Source organism: Dokdonia pacifica, assembly GCF_900188275.1.
In the GTDB taxonomy this organism is placed as follows: domain Bacteria; phylum Bacteroidota; class Bacteroidia; order Flavobacteriales; family Flavobacteriaceae; genus Dokdonia; species Dokdonia pacifica.
In genome coordinates this window covers 1213973-1231422 of the sequence record NZ_FZNY01000001.1, presented here as the reverse complement: position 1 = coordinate 1231422, position 17450 = coordinate 1213973, and the positions used below count along the sequence as shown (strand labels likewise).

Sequence of the window (17450 nt, the reverse complement as noted above, 5' to 3'; positions counted from 1 at the left end):
TTGCGTCTAAGTCGCTATAATAACCAAAACAAACAAACTCATGAAAATAGTAAATACAATTATTAGAATCGGACTTGGACTTATGTTGCTTGCATTTGGACTTAATAAATTTTTCTGGTTTATGCCAGACTTTGAATTTGGAGAAAATGTAGGTGCTGCAAATTTATTTCAAGCATTTACAGATAGTGGTTATATGTGGCCATTAGTAGGAGGGCTTGAGGCTGTTGTCGGGATTCTTTTTATTACTAAAAAAGCATTTCCAGCTGCATTATTAGCATTACTACCTATCTCTGTTAATGTCGTTCTTTTTCATGCTGTTTTAGACCCACCAAATATAGTACCTGCATTAGTAGTAGCTATTGTAAACATCTATTTTATTTATAAGAACTGGAATAATTACAGACACTTAATACAATAGATAAACATCTTAATATATCATAACAATCCTGCCTATTTTTGGCGGGATTTTTTATGCTTTCGTACTTCCACGAACTCAGTATAAACTTCACTTTCGTGAAAGCGAACAAATCCCTATCTTCACTCTTTCAATTTTATACCACACCCTTATGAAAAGAGTCCTTTTTTTAGCCTTTGTGAGTAGCGTACTATTCTCTTGTCAAAATGATGTAAAATCTATAGAAAATTCTATTGCAGTGACCTATACCCAAACCCAAAAAACTGATACCGTAGACACCTATTTTGGTACTGAAGTGCCAGATCCTTATCGTTGGTTAGAAGATGATCGCAGTTCTGAAACTGAAGATTGGGTAAAACGTCAAAATCAAGTGACCTATGGATATCTTGACACCATTCCTTTTAGAACACAACTTAAGGAAAGGTTAGAAAAACTATGGAATTATGAAAAAATAGGATCGCCTTTTAAAGAAGGAGATTACACTTATTTTTATAAAAATGATGGATTACAAAATCAATATGTCATCTATCGTTATAAAACAGGAGACGATCCAGATACGGCTACTATATTTTTAGATCCAAATACGTTTGCAGAAGACGGTACCATTTCATTAGGAGGTGCTAGTTTTTCTGAAGATGGAGGGACACTCGCGTATAGTATTTCTGAAGGGGGAAGTGATTGGCGTAAAATCCTGATCATGGATACAGAATCTAAAAAAATTGTAGAAGACACCCTAGTAGATGTAAAGTTTTCTGGAATGAGCTGGTATAAAAATGAAGGTTTTTACTACTCAAGTTATGATAAGCCTGAAGGAAGTGCACTTTCTGCCAAAACAGATCAACATAAAGTATATTATCACAAACTGGGAACACCTCAATCTGAAGACGCCCTCGTTTTTGGAGGAACCCCAGAAGAAAAACACCGTTATATCTACGGAAACGTTTCTAGAGACAATCGTTTTTTAACCATTAGTCCAAGAGTAAGTACTTCTGGTAATAAACTATACATTAAAGATCTTACAAAACCTAACAGTGGTCTAGTAACTATTCTAGATCATACAGATAGTGATACATACCTTATAGATAATGTAGGATCAAAACTTATTTTATCAACAAACCTTAATGCTCCAAACCAACGTGTTGTTGCTGTAGATGTAAGTGACCCGCGTCCTGAAAACTGGGTAGATATTATTCCTGAAACAAAAAATGTATTGAATGCTAGTACTGGTGGAGGGTCTATTTTTGCCCGTTATATGGTAGATGCTGTTTCTAAAGTAATGCAATATGATTATGATGGAAAATTGATTCGCGAAGTGGAATTACCTGGGGTAGGATCTGTAGGTGGTTTTGGTACTAAAAAAGAAGAAACAGAACTATATTATAGTTTTAGTAATTACAAAACACCCGGAAGTGCTTATAAATATGATATAAAAACAGGGACTTCAGAATTATTTAGAAAACCAGATATTGATTTTAATTCTGATAATTACGAAAGCAAGCAAGTATTTTACACCTCTAAAGATGGGACAAAAGTACCTATGATTATTACTCACAAAAAAGGATTAGAACTCAATGGCAAAAACCCAACTATACTTTATGGTTATGGAGGGTTTAATGTAAGTCTTACACCTAGTTTTAGTATTACAAATGCTGTATGGATGGAGCAAGGCGGTGTGTATGCTGTTCCTAATTTACGAGGAGGTGGTGAGTATGGAAAAGAATGGCATGATGCAGGAACTAAAATGCAAAAGCAAAATGTATTTGACGATTTTATAGCTGCTGCAGAATATCTTATAGCACAAAAATATACCTCAAGTGATTACCTAGCCATACGAGGAGGATCAAATGGAGGATTGCTTGTAGGAGCAACGATGACGCAACGTCCTGATCTTATGAAAGTAGCCTTACCCGCTGTAGGTGTAATGGATATGCTTAGATACCATACTTTTACCGCAGGTGCAGGATGGGCATATGATTATGGGACTGCAGAAGACAGTAAAGAAATGTTTGAATACCTGAAAGGATATTCACCAGTACACAATGTAAAAGAAGGCGTTTCATACCCAGCAACACTTGTAACAACAGGTGATCATGATGATCGTGTAGTGCCCGCGCACTCCTTTAAATTTGCTGCCGAATTACAAGCAAAACAGGCAGGAAGCGCTCCTACCCTTATCCGTATTGAAACCGATGCAGGTCACGGTGCCGGAACTCCCGTAAGTAAAACTATAGAGCAGTATGCAGATATCTATGGATTTACACTTTATAATATGGGATATAAAGCATTACCTGGGAAAATAAAAGGGTAATCGAAAAACGAAAGTAGAAAAACGAAATCAGGAATGCATATAATAAAGAAACTCAAGTACTACTTGGGTTTCTTGCTTTTTTCGCTACTTCCAAAATAGCGTATATCTGAAATTAAACCACCTCAAACAACTTTCCTGGTAAAGGGCGTATGACTCCTTTTAATTCCATACTGAGTAAAGTTCCTGCGATCTTATGTGTAGGCATTTTGCATTGCAACGCAATGATATCCAATTGTTCTTTCCCTTGTTCTTTTAGAAAATTCCAAATCAATTTTTCGTCATCTTCTAGGGTTACAAATAGTTTTTTCTGAACTGGTAATGGTGTTGTTTCTTCCAACTTCCAATTAAGGATATAGGCAATGTCTGCTGCCGAAGTAAGCATATGTGCTTTGTGTTGTTTAATCAAATTATTACATCCTATGCTTAATGGATCTGTGGTTCTTCCCGGAACAGCAAACACATCGCGATGATATCCATTAGCAAAATCTGTAGTTACCAATGATCCTCCTTTAGCGGCACTTTCTATCACAATAGTCGCTTCACTTAGACCTGCAATAATACGATTACGTTGTAAAAAATTAGTATGTACAAACGTGTCTGATGTCCAAAAATCGGTCATGAAACCGCCATTTTGCTCTACCTCTTTTACATATTTACTATGTACTTTAGGGTACATGGTATGAAGTCCGTGTGCTAAAACACCAATAGTTTGTAAATTATTAGCCAGTGCTGCTTTATGTGCCGTAATATCTACCCCATACGCAAATCCAGAAACAATAACAGGATTAAAAGGAACGAGTTCTTCTATCAATTTTTCGACAAACGCAGTCCCATAAGATGTCACTTTTCGAGTGCCAACTATACTTATAATTTTACGTTGTTGTAAGTCTATGTTACCTCGTTGAAACAACACAACAGGACCATCAATACAATGCTTTAATCGTTGTGGATAGTCATTGTCTGTATAGCAACTATAAGCGATCTTATGGGTTTGGATGTGTTCTAATTCTGCTTTCGCGAAAGCGGCATGCTTTTCATTCCAAAAAGATTGAAGTTTATGTTCTCCTATGCCATCTACTTGAAGAAGATCTTTCTTTTTTTGTTGCAAAACAGCTTCTGCACTCCCAAAATGCTGAATCAACTTTTTAATACTTCCATCTCCTAAATGCGGAATATGTTGAAGCGTTAATAAAGAAAGGAATTCGTTTTCAGGCATATGTGTCGTTTACAAATACACAAGAAACAATTTTTATTGATGAGATAAAAGCACATTCTATCATTTTCTAAGCATGTCTAAAACATCAAAAAACACTTATAAATAGCAAACCATACTTTTAAAGTAACACACTCTAAATCAAGAAGCCGTGCCCCTATCTTACTTTTGTTAATAAAATATCATTATGAGTGTTTGCAAAGTTTTAAAAAAAAGTATCTTTATTTTATGCAATTAGACCAATACATAAGTGACCTTTTATATCGTTATGAGTGTGTAATCGTGCCTGGTTTTGGGGCGTTTTTAACTCAGTATCAATCGGCTATCATCCATGAGAGCACAAAAGCTTTTTACCCACCAAAAAAGAAGCTTTCTTTCAATGCACAGCTTACAGATACCGATGGACTATTGGCAAACTACATTGCTACAAAGGAAATGATCCCTCATGAAGATGCAAATACTAAAATTGCATCGTATGTACGTTTCTTATTTGACAATTTACACAAAGGGACTCCTATTGAGTTTAAAAATGTAGGTTCTTTTAAAATGAGTGAAGAAAACACACTGCAATTTGAACCTTCATATCACCTCAACTATCTTACTTCTTCATTTGGACTATCTTCATTTACCTCTCCTCAAATTGCACGTGAGGTATATAAAGAAGAAATAGCAGCGATAGAAGAAAAAACACCTATTGCATTTACACCAGAAAGAAGAGCTTCTTTTGGATGGATGAAATATGCAGCAATTGCTGTTATAGGTCTTGGCATGGCTGGTTTTGGAGGGTTTAAATACCTTAAAAATATAGAAGAACATAATTATGCTGCAGAACAGGAAGCAAAAACTCAGGTAGATGAAAAAATACAACAAGCTACCTTTGTTATAGAGAATCCGCTACCTGCTATAACACTAGATCTCATAAAACCTAAAGGAAAGTATCATGTAGTTGCAGGTGCTTTTAGAATTCAAGAGAATGCCGAAAAAAGAATCCAACAACTTCAAGACAAGGGATACACTAAGGCAAGACTTGTAGGAGTTAATAAATTTGGTTTACACCAAGTAGTATATGGCAGTTATTCTGATGCTCAAGAAGCATTAGCTATTCTTCGCAATGTCAGAAAAGAAGATAACAAAACAGCTTGGCTTGACGTAAGAGAACTCTAGTTTTTATTCCCATTTAGTTTACTTGTTTATAACGCATACTTATACTATAAAGCCTCTATAAATATGTTTTATTTTATGGTTGCAAACTTCATATTTCGATAGATACCCCTACCTTTGCCAAAAAAATAAGAATCTATGGAATCACGTACGCCTAGCGAATCTAAAACAGTACTTACAGATCTTGTTTTACCTAGTGAAACAAATCCTTTAAATAATCTTTTTGGAGGTGAGCTTCTCGCTCGTATGGATAGAGCTGCTAGTATTGCTGCCAGAAGACATTCTCGCAGAATTGTGGTAACAGCTTCAGTAAATCATGTTGCTTTTAATAAAACAATTGCCCTAGGGAGTGTAGTCACTGTAGAAGCTAAAATCTCTAGAGCATTTAAAACCTCTATGGAAATTTACATTGATGTATGGATTGAAGATCGTGAGAGTGGCATCTGTAGCAAAGCCAATGAAGCAATCTATACATTTGTAGCTGTAAATGAACAAGGACAGCCTGTTCCTGTTCCGCCGGTAACTCCAGAAACCGATAATGAAAAAGAACGTTATGATGGTGCTTTACGTCGTAAACAATTAAGTTTAGTGCTTGCTGGTAAAATGCAACCTAACGATGCTACAGAGTTAAAAGCGCTTTTTACATAAATTAAATAGCCCAACAATATAACAGAAAGCCTTTATACGTATAAAGGCTTTTTTTGTATCTAATTTTAATTCTATTGATGTTTTATACGCTTTCGCGAAAGCGAATTTGTGAGATTCACGACCGTAGGGAGAGCGAAGCGGTAAAGCGTACCCAGCAAAGAACAAAATCATATTATCTGTAAGCATTCTTTTCGCAATAAGACTACACTATAAATATGCATATATCATTGTGTATATGTACTAATAACTACCTAATATCCTACCTATTATGAAAAAAACTACATTCTTATTTTTATTGATTATTCCATTTCTGTCTATATCACAGGTTTCTTCTGTTGTCACAGGGCTTTCTGATCCTTTTGATGTAGTCATACAAGGTTCTGATGCGTACGTTGCTGAGTTTTCAGGTAATGCCATAGTACGCGTTGATCTTACTGATACAAATCCAACTGCCGAAGACGTCATAACAGGCATTAATGGACCTACGAGTCTTCTTTTTGATGGAGATGATGTGTATATTTCTCAAGTAGGAGGCGTCATCACACGTAGAGATGCTAGTGATCTCATATCAAATCAAGTCACCATTGCATCTGGACTTGTAACACCAGTCTCTATGGTACGAATTGATAATGACTTGTATTTTTCTGAATTTCAAGGCGGAAGAATTGGTCGTGTTGATCTTACTACTGGAGCAGTATCGACAGTTATTAATGGACTTAACTTTCCTGAGCAAATTGTACTTATAGGCGATGAGTTATTTATAGCTCACGCAGGCGCTAATCGTGTTTCAAAGTTTAACGTGACAGAAACCACTCCTGTACTAGAAGATGTCGTTACGGGGCTTAATAACCCAGCAGGAATACATGCAGAGGGCTCTATACTTCTTGTTACTGAGTTTGTGACGAACGGATCTATTTTTAGAATAGACACCTCAGAAACCTCTCCAACTGCAATAGAGCTTGTAAGTAATCAAAACAATCCCTTTGGTGTGAGTTTTTATAATGATGATTTATACTTTGTTCAAAATGGAGCGGGTATCTTATCCAGGTTTCAGGGCAATGTACTTTCTGTATCTGACCAGATTCTGGCAAATACAATTACGGTTTTTCCAAATCCAAATCAAGGACAATTTTCTATTAAAGGGTTACAAGGGAAAACTATTAATGACATTGCTATTATAGATGTAACTGGACGTATTGTAAAACAATATAGATCTCAAGACAATATTCAAAACGTACTTGAACATACGCTTTCTAGCGGGACTTATTTTTTAACGATTAATACCTTAGAGGGAAGATTCACAGAGCGAATTATTATACAATAAATGATATCAAAATTTAAACCCTGTACGTAATCGTATGGGGTTTGGAACAAAAGGACTTGAGCTTTCAAATGCTTTTCCTTTGATAATTGGTAGTACAAATTGTATGCCCGCATCCCAATTTTCTGTAAACTGATAATCAACTCCTGTAGAGAAGGATACTCCTCTTACTGTAAATATGCCAGTTTCTCTATCTCGGACCATCTCAAATTGAGAACCTCCTGACGCTTTTAATCTTGGTGAAAATTGATATTGAAAAAGTAACGGAAACTCTAGAAAATCCTTATTTTCAATACTTGAATAATTTAACCCTGTTAGTATACTTATAGAAGGGCTTATCGTTTTTTTAAAGAACACACCTCTATATTGCTCATATAGCTCAAATTGTGTTTTATCTTTACTAACGATCGTAGCGCCTGTAGGTACTATCTCAATTTTTTCTTTTGTTTGTGCATGACTATGACTGCTATACAAAATAACTAAGGATATAAATAATAGACTGTTTTTCATGCTTGATTCTTTTAGTATAAAACAAAGAAAGAATCAAAAAGTGTTAAGTTTTACTAACCTGCTCATAAACAATAGCTAAGAAAAGGTTAAACAAACGTGAAGAATGTAATTAGACTTTATCTAATAAAAATCGCAATCCTATATAAGGATATACAGATTGTGCATTATTAAAAAAAGATCGAACATCGGAGGGTGCGTCTATACGTATAAAATCAAAATAATTTCTGGCACCTAACGAAATATCTATCCAACCAAAAACTGCGTAATAAAACGCTACTTCTGGAGCTAGAAAAACCCCATCATCTCTAAATTCTCCATCAAAACCGTTTTGACCTATTTTTAAATATCCTATGTGCAATGACGGTATAAACTGGAGCTTGTCTGTTATATCAAGAGGATATCCTATTCCTCCAGAAATCCTTGTAAAAATTGCAGATCTAATATTTCCAACCAAATCGGGTCTTGTAACATCTCCAGATGCAATGTTTACATCAAAATGTAACGTTGTGTTATAGTAAAACGCTGTTGTAATTCCTACATCTATAGTACCGCTAAGATCATATCCTTTATTTATAAAATTATCTCCATAAGATACTGGTTGTGTATAGGCAATTTCAAAAAATGTTTTTGAAAATTCGTTTCTTGTATGTGTCGTATCTTTTACTTTTTCTTGAGACCAACCTAGTTGAGTACACAAAAGAATACATGCTAAAACCTTAAAACTCGAATGCATACTGAACTGTTTCTTGATTAATAGGAATTTCAATAGTATCTGATTCTGTTACTCCATTGGAGGTAATAAAATATGTGAATAGTGCTGTTGTGTTTTGAAGAGTTTCAAGCACAAGTATTTCTGAAGACTCCAGAATTCCTGAGCCTTCTATTGTTTCGCTAATAGCTTCTTCCCCAGAGGGAATCTGAAATTTTTGGACTCTAGCAGGATACGTAATTGCATAGCTTAAAGTTCCCTCTAAAGTAGGAGTATCTATAATTTCTATTTCTAATGTGGCGCTTCTTTTTAAGACTACATCTGGCAGTACAGTATTTCTTGTAATAATACTATCTAATTGATAAATCACAACGCCATAGTCTTCATTTAATGGAGTTTCAGCAGATTGCTCTTCACTGTTTATTAAGACTCCTATCCTACTTATCGTTTCATCGGGACTTAGAGAAATTAAATTGGCTTCACCTTGATTATCTGTAGTTCCTACACCTAAAACACCTTCAAAGCTTGGTATTATGGGAATAAATATACTTACCCCTGATCTTAGTGCAGATGCACTTACGCCTATATCAGAAATAGGTTGATTGGATTCATTAATTACTTTAAAATCAAAAGAGATTCGGCTATTGTTTTGTATCGGATCACTACAACTTACCATAAAGAAGTATGAGGTAAGTAATAGAAAGGGTATTTTTTTATACATACATAATAGATGTACAAAAAGGCATTTGGTTGCGTATAAATTTATAAGGAGGAAAAATTACATCCCTTTTACCCAATCTGAAGGGTCTAGTTTTGTGTTGTTTTTTCTAACCAAAAACTTAAGAATTGTTTTGCCATTAAAAGCATTAAGGCCTACTTCTCCAATAGATTGCTTAAAATCCACCTTATCTCCTACTTTTACTGTGATCTTTTTGATGTTATAGTATACAGTAATATAATCCCCATGCTTTATATAAACTGCCAGATTACTTCCCGAAACATTTTGTATTTTTAATACCTCTCCTTTAAAAACAGCTCTTACTTTTTCGTTTGGAGATGTTTCAATTTCTACTCCACTACTATACGTTGTAATATTAGGCAATGTAGGATGCCTAGTTTTACCAAAACGTCTAGATATACGCCCTCTTTCTACAGGCCAGATTAAACGCCCTTTATTGGAAGCAAAATTGGAAGCCAACGTTTTTTCTTCAGGTGTAAGTGCAAATTTCTTATTAGACTTTGATTTTCCTGCTTTTACATTACTTGCTGCAATTGCATCCGCAATAATTTTATCTATTTGGCGATCAATTTCGTCTGTTTCTTGCTGTTTTTTTCGAATTTGAGCAGCATATACATTAGATTTTTTACGCACTTGAGCTACTAGCGCATCTTGGGCTTGTTTTTCTTTGTCAAGTTCTTTTCTAGCAAGTCTATTTTCGGCAATCAATGCATCTTTATCTTTCTTTTGCTGTATAAGATCTGTATTTACTTGTTGCAATAGTGCCGTACGTTCTTTTATTTGATCTCCTTGTTTTTTTCGATAGTTTGCATATTGCTTCATATACTGCATACGCTTATAAGCCTGTTTAAAGCTCTCACTAGACAAGAGAAACATAATCTTACTTTGTCCGCTTTTACTCTTATAGGACTTTTGAATCATCAATGCATAATCGTCTTTAAGATCTTTAAGTTCATCCCTCAGGTTATCCATTTTATTGAGGTTTTCATTAATCTCTTGTGTGAGGAGGTTTGCCTGACGATTTGTAACTTTTATGATATCTGAACGTACTTTTATTTGTTGATCTAGATCTTCAACCTGTGTCAATAGAGAGATTTCTTTCTTCTTATTGGTTTCGCGCAAGCGTGATAACTGTTGCATTTCTGCAATTAAAGAAGCTCTACGTTCTTCTAGTTGTTTACGAGTTGGTTTTTGAGCATAACCTGTTTGTAGCATCCCTAAGAAAAGGCATCCTATAAACATCAATATATAGTTCTTTTTACTAGAACTCATCTAACGCTATCTTTTTATAACCAGAAGGTATAGAAAATGGGAACCGTACAGAAACATCTGTTTCAACACTCCTATATTCTATATCTATATTTGTTTGATCTGTATTTTCTAATACCTCAATTGCAATATTTTTAGGGAATAACTTTCCTTTCACTTGTTGATGTGTAATATAGTTTACATCTAGTGAGAGGTTATCTTGAGGTTGTGTTACCTGTTGTTTTTTGATTAAGAAATCTTGAGGTTCCATAAAGAAGAAGAGGTTCAAAATATCTAATTGTTTTTTAGGAGTAATCTTATATAAACCTTCAACCTGATCTACCTGATAATTTCCATCTCTTAAATTATATACGGTTTGTCCAATAAGTAGGCGTTGTAATTGTTCAAAATCCATCTTAACACCAAAATATTGACTTAAAAATGAAAAATCTCCTTCAAAATAACGTCTATTAATCTTCTCATAAAAAGATATTTTCTCAGGAGTAATAAGTGCTTTTGCTCCTGTTATTCCTAGAATAGAAGCACTCATCCATATCTTTTTATCTTTTTCCATTCGGATATTTACAGTAACCGTTTGCCTTGATTTTTTGTCTTGATATCGTACTCGCGTACGAGCTACCAATGTTGTAAAGTCAAAGCTATTTCCATAATGATTTTCAATAAGACGTGCCGTAGCAATATCTTCTGTAGTTACATTGCTGGTCGTTTTTTTTGTACCTCCGCAACTAGCTAGAATACTAAATACGAGAAGAAATGCTATCTTTTTCATTTATCCATTTGTGCTTTAAGCGCAGTTGCTTTGTTCATATACTGTTGTCCTTTTGTGGCATTTCCAGTTCCTATATACGCTTCTCCTAATTGTTGGTAAAAATCAGATTCCATTTTTACATCGTCTATAATGTAATCTATCCCTACTTCAAGTTGTTCTATGGCTTCTTTAAATTTAGATTGTCTGTTAAGTGCTACACCATACGTAAGATATAACAATGGCTGAGCAGGATATAATTCTAATCCTGCCGATGCTACTTCTTCTGCTTCTGCATATGCTCCTGTATCTAACTGTAATAAGAGTGTGCTTTTTATAATATCTATATTTTCAGCATCATTTGCGAGTGCTTTTTTAAGGTAAGGCAATGCTTTATCCTTAATCCCTTTGTTAATATAGTAACTCGCTAGTTCTTGATTAATTTTTGAATCAGCAACTTGAGAGTCAAAAAGAGAAATTGCTTCTTCTAATTGTGTCTCATATTGAGGGTTACTATTTACAAAAAGTAAGAAATCATTTAAAACTCTATGTTTAGCCTTAGGTGTAATTTTCTTGCTTTTTATTGTATTTTTCATTGCTTCAATAGCATCATCTGTCTTTCCGTCTTCTAGATAGAGTTTATATAAAGCAAGGTTTACTTCTTCAGCATTAGGGTTGATTTCCTTTAGTTTTAACGCTGTTTCATATGCCTTTTTAGTTTCTCCCTGCTCGCTATATAAGTATATAAGTTTTAGATAATCTGCTTCGGCGGTAGGATTACTTGCGATCTTTTTTTCTATAGCATCAGTGCGTCCTTTCTCATTTCCAGAAAGTTTATAGATACGATCTCTTAACTCTTCTCGATAAACATCACTTCCTTTTACGGTATCTAATTCATCCAATAACTGTAAGGACTCATCATATCGTTTTGTTGAGACATATATTCTTGCAAGATCTTCTTTGTATTGTACATCAAAAGGAATAAGCTGTTTTACTATGTTTTCTGCTTTCTCATAGTCTCTGTTTTTATAATACACTTCATATAGTGATTCTAAAACAGGTTCTTGATTAGGTTTTAGAGAAAGTGTTTTCAAAAAATCTTCTTCGGCGAGATCATATTTTTTGAGCGCTTCGTAGTTTTTACCTCTCTCAAAATACAAAATCGCTCTTGCAGGCTCCATAGCTATACATTCATTAAGTGACGTAATTGCTAGTTCATAATTTTCTATTCCTTTTTGTTTTAAGGCTTCAAAGAACGCTTCTTGAAATTGATCAGATACATCACCGAGGTCATCTACATTTTGATCTGCAAATGGCGTTGGGTCTTGTGCATATATATGCTTTCGCGAAAGCATACTAAGACACAAAAACAATAATAATATGTACTGATTCTTTTTCATTGTATATGTTATTACCAAAAAGGGCTACTATTCTAAAACGGTATAATCACCAAGGCTTACTTGTGTGAATTTACCATTGTATTTTACATGATTTCCTATCATGGCTTGATCTAATTGTACATTTTTAATAACACTATTAGCTTGAATCAAGCTATTTTTTATGGTACTGTCTTCAATTACCGTATCTGCTCCTACTGAAACGTATGGACCCACTGTAACATTGCGTAACACTGCATTTTCTGAAATATAACATGGCGGAATAATGCTTGCATTTTCTAAAACAGCGCTATCTGCCACCAATTTTTCTTCTCCATCATCATGTAAAAACTGAAGCATTCTACCATTTGTTTCTACCGTAACGACTTTATTTCCACAATCCATCCATTCATCTACCGTTCCTGTTTTAAAGATACGTCCATCTGCCATCATTTTCTTAATACCATCATTAATTTGATATTCTCCTCCATTCATGATATTTTCTTCAAGTACTTCTTGAAGCTTTCCTTTAAGAACGGCTACATCTTTAAAATAATATATTCCAATAACTGCTTGATCAGAAACAAAGCTTTCTGGTTTTTCTACAAGTTCTACAATTTCTTGTTGTTCATTTAGTTTTACAACACCATATGCTTCTGGGTTATCTACTTTTTTAGTCCAGATTACGCTATCTGCTTCTGGGTCTAGGTCAAACTCTGCACGTATTAATGTGTCTGCATAAGCTATTACAGCGGGCCCTGAAAGTGACGGTGCAGCGCTCATAATAGCATGTCCTGTTCCTAAAGGTTGATCTTGACGATAAATAGATGGTTTTGCTCCTAAGCTTTTTGCAAGTTCTTCTAGACTCTTAACCACATCATCTCCAAACCAGGCAGGATCTCCCAGTACAAAAGCGATCTCTTCTATGGGTTGTTTTAAAACTTTCGCAATATCGCGTACAAGTCTATGAACAATAGGTTTTCCTGCTACAGGTATTAATGGTTTTGGTACTGTTAAACTATGTGGGCGTAAACGGCTTCCGCGTCCAGCCATAGGTACTATTATTTTCATATATGGGAGTTAGTAGGTTTTATTTCTCACTGCTTAAAATGAGCATTTTAATTAAGTTTTATATCTCGTTCTTCACATATTTCTTTAAAACGATCTGTTTTGTTTTGCTTTTCAAATAATGTGTATAAATAATTCATCACTTTTTCTGCATCTGCCGAATAAGGTGATTTTGATTCTTTATACAATTTGTAGGCATCAATAACACTGTTTAGTGAAGCTTCTAGTTTATTTCTATTCATATATACTAAAGAAAGCCCATAGTGTCCTTCTGGATCTTCGGGATATGCTTTTTTTAATTTAGTATACCAATATTCTGAATTCTCAAAGTCATTTTTGTAATTATATGCAACTGCAATATTCATTAATGAGGTTCTGTTTAATGAATCTACCGCTATAGAACTTTTATAGGCACTTATCGCATTATCATATTCATGTAATTCTCTATACGTTCTTCCTAAATTATCCCAAGCAAACACAAATTCATCGTCTAGGGCTACAGCTTTTTTATAATATTTTATAGCTTTTTTAAAGTTCCCTTTTTCACTCTCATCAATACCTTGGCTATAAAATTCCATGGCTTTTTTATTAGAAGAATAGGAGTTTAATTTTTCTTCATCACTAGCAAAAGTTACTTTTTCTAATGCATCACAATTATTTACAAGCGTGCGTTGTATATCATCATAAAATGCTCTGATACCTTCTACTGTATTTAAATCTATATGCTCTCTCGCTTCAGAGGCAGAGACGGCTTTTACAATACATTCTGAAATAAGGTTATTCTTTTCATCTAGTCCTAATGCGGTCGGAATTTCACTTATACAATCACATGCATGATTTGCAGATTTTATTACATATTCTTCCTGAGCACCTTGCTGATTTACAAAGCTTTTAAATACATCACAATCTTTCTCTAATATCTTAACTGCTTTGTTAGTGTCTTCTTTAGATACCTCATCAGAGCTTCCATCTGAGTTTAATGTTATAGTCGAATCTTTATCGGTAGGTAATCCTGAAAGTAATGCTCCTAAAACACTAGCTTTATGGCAATCATCAAATTCCTTTGCAAAATCTTTAGTTAAATCTTCTGAAGGTGCATTTTCTAAACATTCACAGATAATGGTTGCCATTACCTCTTCTTTGTTTTGCTTTTCAGTTTGGGCTTGTATAGTGATAGCTAGACACAACAAACTTAAAGCAATTCCTTTTTTAAAAACACCTTTCATATCTTTATTTTATTTAGTTCCTGTACTTCCAAAACCTCCTGTTCCCCTTTCTGTACTTGAGAGTTCAATCACTTCTTTCCAGACAGCTTGTTCATGTTGTGCAATAACCATTTGAGCAATGCGCTCACCGTTTTCTACAGTAAAAGATTCGTTAGAAAGATTTACTAAGATCACACCTACTTCGCCTCTGTAATCAGCATCAATCGTGCCAGGTGCATTAAGAACTGTAATTCCTTTTTTTGCAGCAAGACCACTTCTAGGACGTACTTGTGCTTCTACCCCAATAGGAAGTTCTATAAAAAGTCCTGTAGGGACAATAGCTCTTTCTAATGGGCCCATCGTAATTGGCTCAGATATATTTGCTCGTAAATCCATACCAGCACTAGCTATAGTTTCATAATGTGGTAAAGCGTGACTTGATTTATTTATGATTTTAACTTTCATTCTTTCTTCGTAATATTTGTTGTAATAAAGGTTGCTCTCTATACCAAATAACACCTACTAAAATAGCTGTCATAAGGATGCCTGCAAGATAAAGTTGTATACTCCCTATTCCAAAATAATCTCTTAAAAGATAGAAGAAAACAGACGAAAAACCAACAGACAAAATAATATATAAAACAATATTTTTTATATCATAAGGAATAGGCATATGTTTTCTCCCCATACTATAAGATACAATCATCATTAAACCATATGCTGCACAGGTAGCCATTGCACTTGCCATATATCCTATGGTAGGAATACATACTACATTTAAGACAATCGTTAATACTGCTCCTGTTATAGAAATATAGGCTCCATATCTTGTCTTATCTGTTACTTTATACCAAACAGACAGCGTTTGATAAATGCCAAAAAAGAAGAAGGCAAACACAACAATAGGTGTAATTTTCATACCTACTAGATAACTAGGTTTTCCAATCAATAATGGTTTGATAACATCTAGTAAAACAATGTAAACAAACATTCCTATGGCTCCTAGCACGACAAATGCTTTTGTAATCATGGCATACTGCTGAGATGCATTTTTATCTTTAGACTGACTAAAGAAGAAGGGTTCTACTCCTAATCTAAATGCAGTTGCATATAAGGTCATCCCAATCGCTAAACGATAACACGCCGTATAAATACCAACTTGCTCTTTTGCTGCTTTTTCGTCAAGCGGCAATAACCATTGAAGTAACACTTTATCTAAGGCTTCATTTATTGCAAATGCAAGACCCGCAATAAGTATAGGCCAACTGTATCGCAACATTCTTTTTAGCAAAGAAATATCTATATAAAACTTACTTATATATGGTTTACTTACAAAAAGTAATGTAAGAGCACTAGCCATACAGCCAGAGATAAAAAAGAGTTCTTTCTTATCATTAGGAAGCCATGTAAAAAGGCTTGTCATTTTTTGAGTAGCGATTAAGAAAACAGCTGATGTTCCTACTGAGATAACCACGTTTATCATTTTAATAATCGCATATTTCAATGACTGATTTTTTGCTCTCATTAATGCAAACGGAATCACCATTAGGGTGTCAAAACTTAAAATCCCTACAACCCATCTCCAATAAGATACATTTATATCGCTTAGCCTTGCTACAGGTTCTATCCAAAAAATAGATGATATAGCAAAAACTAATGTCGTTACTACAAGAGTCCAAAGTGATGTTTTAATTGTTTTCTCAGTCGCAGATTCTCCATTGTAAAACCTAAAAAAGGCTGTTTCCATACCGTATGTAAGTACTACATTAAGTAAAACGATATAAGTAAAAAGTATAGACACTTCTCCAAAATCACTCTCAGTATCTAAATATTTGGTAAGTAACCATGTTAGCAATACAGTAAGTACTCTTGGTAATACAGTAGCTAAACCATAGACAAATGTGTGTTTAAAAAGGTTTTTAAGTGTACTCAAAAAAGGAAGTATTATCTATTGTTAAAAGTAACAAATTTATAGGTGCCTCTATGGCATATATGACAAAACTATAAACAAGATATTAGTAATAAAATTATTACGATACATTCTTATTGTGACTCTAGTCATATGATTAAAAGATTTGAACTAAACCAGAACGAGACTCCCGTCTTCATAAGAAAAAGATAAGCCCCAAGGAATGTTACATCTCGGGGCTTATAACTCAAACCAAAATATTTGTGAAGAAAGTGATATAAATGTATCTATAAGTTTCAGGATATCAGTCAAACCCGATAATCGTTTACTAAAATTTGTATTTAAATGCTGTTATAATTTTAAAAAATGCAATGCTATGGTATACGCTTTCGCGAAAGCGGAAAAACATGGTATCATTCTTATTCATTTTAAGGCCCTATGAACGCTTTAAACTATCAATCTTGGGGTTTTGTTATAAAAAAGAAGAAAACCACTCTATAGTGTCTAAACATGCATTTGATAGGGAAAACCTAACGTCACTTATGAAAAAATGTTACTATATCTAAAAAGGCAAGTAATATGAATGTAAGATTACAGTCAGAGTTTATCTTTAGGATAGCTTAAGGACAAGAAGAAGTCTTTGCTATACCGTAGTGAGATTTCCGTCTTTACGGAAAAAAGATAAGCCTCGAGGAATGTTACATCTCGAGGCTTATAACTCAAACCAAAATATTTGTGAAGAAAGTGTTGTAAATGTATGTGCAACCTTCACAAAACCAGTGAGTCCCGATAATCGTTTCCGAAATTAAACATCGTAATTGGCTTGTAAAAGTTAGATAAGCCCTTTAAAAATA

General features: G+C 34.2%; 16 protein-coding genes. 5 read left to right on the top strand and 11 right to left on the bottom strand.

What is annotated here, in order from left to right; genetic code table 11:
- Positions 1 to 40 precede the first annotated feature (40 nt).
- Both CHB80_RS05415 and CHB80_RS05410 read left to right on the top strand, forming a co-directional pair.
- On the top strand, positions 41 to 418 hold the full coding sequence (locus tag CHB80_RS05415; protein ID WP_089370393.1) for a DoxX family membrane protein: 378 nt from the start codon (positions 41 to 43) through the stop codon (positions 416 to 418).
- Between the two features lie 148 nt (positions 419 to 566).
- Positions 567 to 2723 (top strand): prolyl oligopeptidase family serine peptidase, encoded by a 2157-nt coding sequence (locus CHB80_RS05410; protein WP_089370392.1) that lies wholly within the window; start codon positions 567 to 569, stop codon positions 2721 to 2723.
- Between the two features lie 112 nt (positions 2724 to 2835).
- Here CHB80_RS05410 and dprA read toward each other — a convergent pair whose 3' ends face one another.
- A complete protein-coding gene (dprA, locus tag CHB80_RS05405; protein ID WP_089370391.1) occupies positions 2836 to 3939 on the bottom strand; it encodes a DNA-processing protein DprA in 1104 nt (367 codons plus the stop codon).
- A 225-nt stretch (positions 3940 to 4164) separates the two neighbouring features.
- Here dprA and CHB80_RS05400 point away from each other — a divergent pair, with 225 nt between their 5' ends.
- From CHB80_RS05400 to CHB80_RS05385, 3 genes are all read left to right on the top strand, one after another.
- Complete coding sequence (locus CHB80_RS05400; RefSeq protein ID WP_089370390.1) at positions 4165 to 5100, top strand: HU domain-containing protein; 936 nt, start codon at positions 4165 to 4167, stop codon at positions 5098 to 5100.
- Between the two features lie 135 nt (positions 5101 to 5235).
- Positions 5236 to 5745, top strand: a complete 510-nt coding sequence (locus tag CHB80_RS05395; RefSeq protein WP_089370389.1) for an acyl-CoA thioesterase — start codon at positions 5236 to 5238, stop codon at positions 5743 to 5745.
- Positions 5746 to 6013: 268 nt separating this feature from the next.
- The gene (locus tag CHB80_RS05385) at positions 6014 to 7069 is read left to right on the top strand and encodes a T9SS type A sorting domain-containing protein (RefSeq protein WP_089370387.1); all 1056 of its coding nucleotides are present in this window, start codon (positions 6014 to 6016) and stop codon (positions 7067 to 7069) included.
- 6 nt (positions 7070 to 7075) lie between these two features.
- Here CHB80_RS05385 and CHB80_RS05380 read toward each other — a convergent pair whose 3' ends face one another.
- From CHB80_RS05380 to CHB80_RS05335, 10 genes are all read right to left on the bottom strand, one after another.
- Complete coding sequence (locus CHB80_RS05380; RefSeq protein ID WP_089370386.1) at positions 7076 to 7576, bottom strand: hypothetical protein; 501 nt, start codon at positions 7574 to 7576, stop codon at positions 7076 to 7078.
- Between the two features lie 109 nt (positions 7577 to 7685).
- Positions 7686 to 8273 (bottom strand): hypothetical protein, encoded by a 588-nt coding sequence (locus CHB80_RS05375; RefSeq protein WP_143337056.1) that lies wholly within the window; start codon positions 8271 to 8273, stop codon positions 7686 to 7688.
- 19 nt (positions 8274 to 8292) lie between these two features.
- Positions 8293 to 9006: a hypothetical protein gene (locus CHB80_RS05370; protein ID WP_143337055.1), complete on the bottom strand. Its 714-nt coding sequence runs from the start codon at positions 9004 to 9006 to the stop codon at positions 8293 to 8295.
- A gap of 57 nt (positions 9007 to 9063) precedes the next feature.
- Positions 9064 to 10296, bottom strand: a complete 1233-nt coding sequence (locus CHB80_RS05365; RefSeq protein WP_089370383.1) for a murein hydrolase activator EnvC family protein — start codon at positions 10294 to 10296, stop codon at positions 9064 to 9066.
- The gene (locus CHB80_RS05360; protein WP_089370382.1) at positions 10286 to 11062 is read right to left on the bottom strand and encodes a DUF4292 domain-containing protein; all 777 of its coding nucleotides are present in this window, start codon (positions 11060 to 11062) and stop codon (positions 10286 to 10288) included. The genes CHB80_RS05365 and CHB80_RS05360 overlap by 11 nt, the downstream gene beginning before the upstream one ends.
- A complete protein-coding gene (locus CHB80_RS05355; protein WP_143337054.1) occupies positions 11059 to 12438 on the bottom strand; it encodes a tetratricopeptide repeat protein in 1380 nt (459 codons plus the stop codon). The genes CHB80_RS05360 and CHB80_RS05355 overlap by 4 nt, the downstream gene beginning before the upstream one ends.
- A 27-nt stretch (positions 12439 to 12465) precedes the next feature.
- Positions 12466 to 13485 (bottom strand): sugar nucleotidyltransferase, encoded by a 1020-nt coding sequence (locus tag CHB80_RS05350; RefSeq protein WP_089370380.1) that lies wholly within the window; start codon positions 13483 to 13485, stop codon positions 12466 to 12468.
- Between the two features lie 47 nt (positions 13486 to 13532).
- Positions 13533 to 14708, bottom strand: a complete 1176-nt coding sequence (locus tag CHB80_RS05345) for a tetratricopeptide repeat protein (RefSeq protein WP_089370379.1) — start codon at positions 14706 to 14708, stop codon at positions 13533 to 13535.
- Between the two features lie 9 nt (positions 14709 to 14717).
- Positions 14718 to 15152, bottom strand: a complete 435-nt coding sequence (dut, locus tag CHB80_RS05340; protein ID WP_089370378.1) for a dUTP diphosphatase — start codon at positions 15150 to 15152, stop codon at positions 14718 to 14720.
- Positions 15142 to 16620 (bottom strand): lipopolysaccharide biosynthesis protein, encoded by a 1479-nt coding sequence (locus CHB80_RS05335; protein ID WP_089370377.1) that lies wholly within the window; start codon positions 16618 to 16620, stop codon positions 15142 to 15144. The genes dut and CHB80_RS05335 overlap by 11 nt, the downstream gene beginning before the upstream one ends.
- Positions 16621 to 17450: the final 830 nt, after the last annotated feature.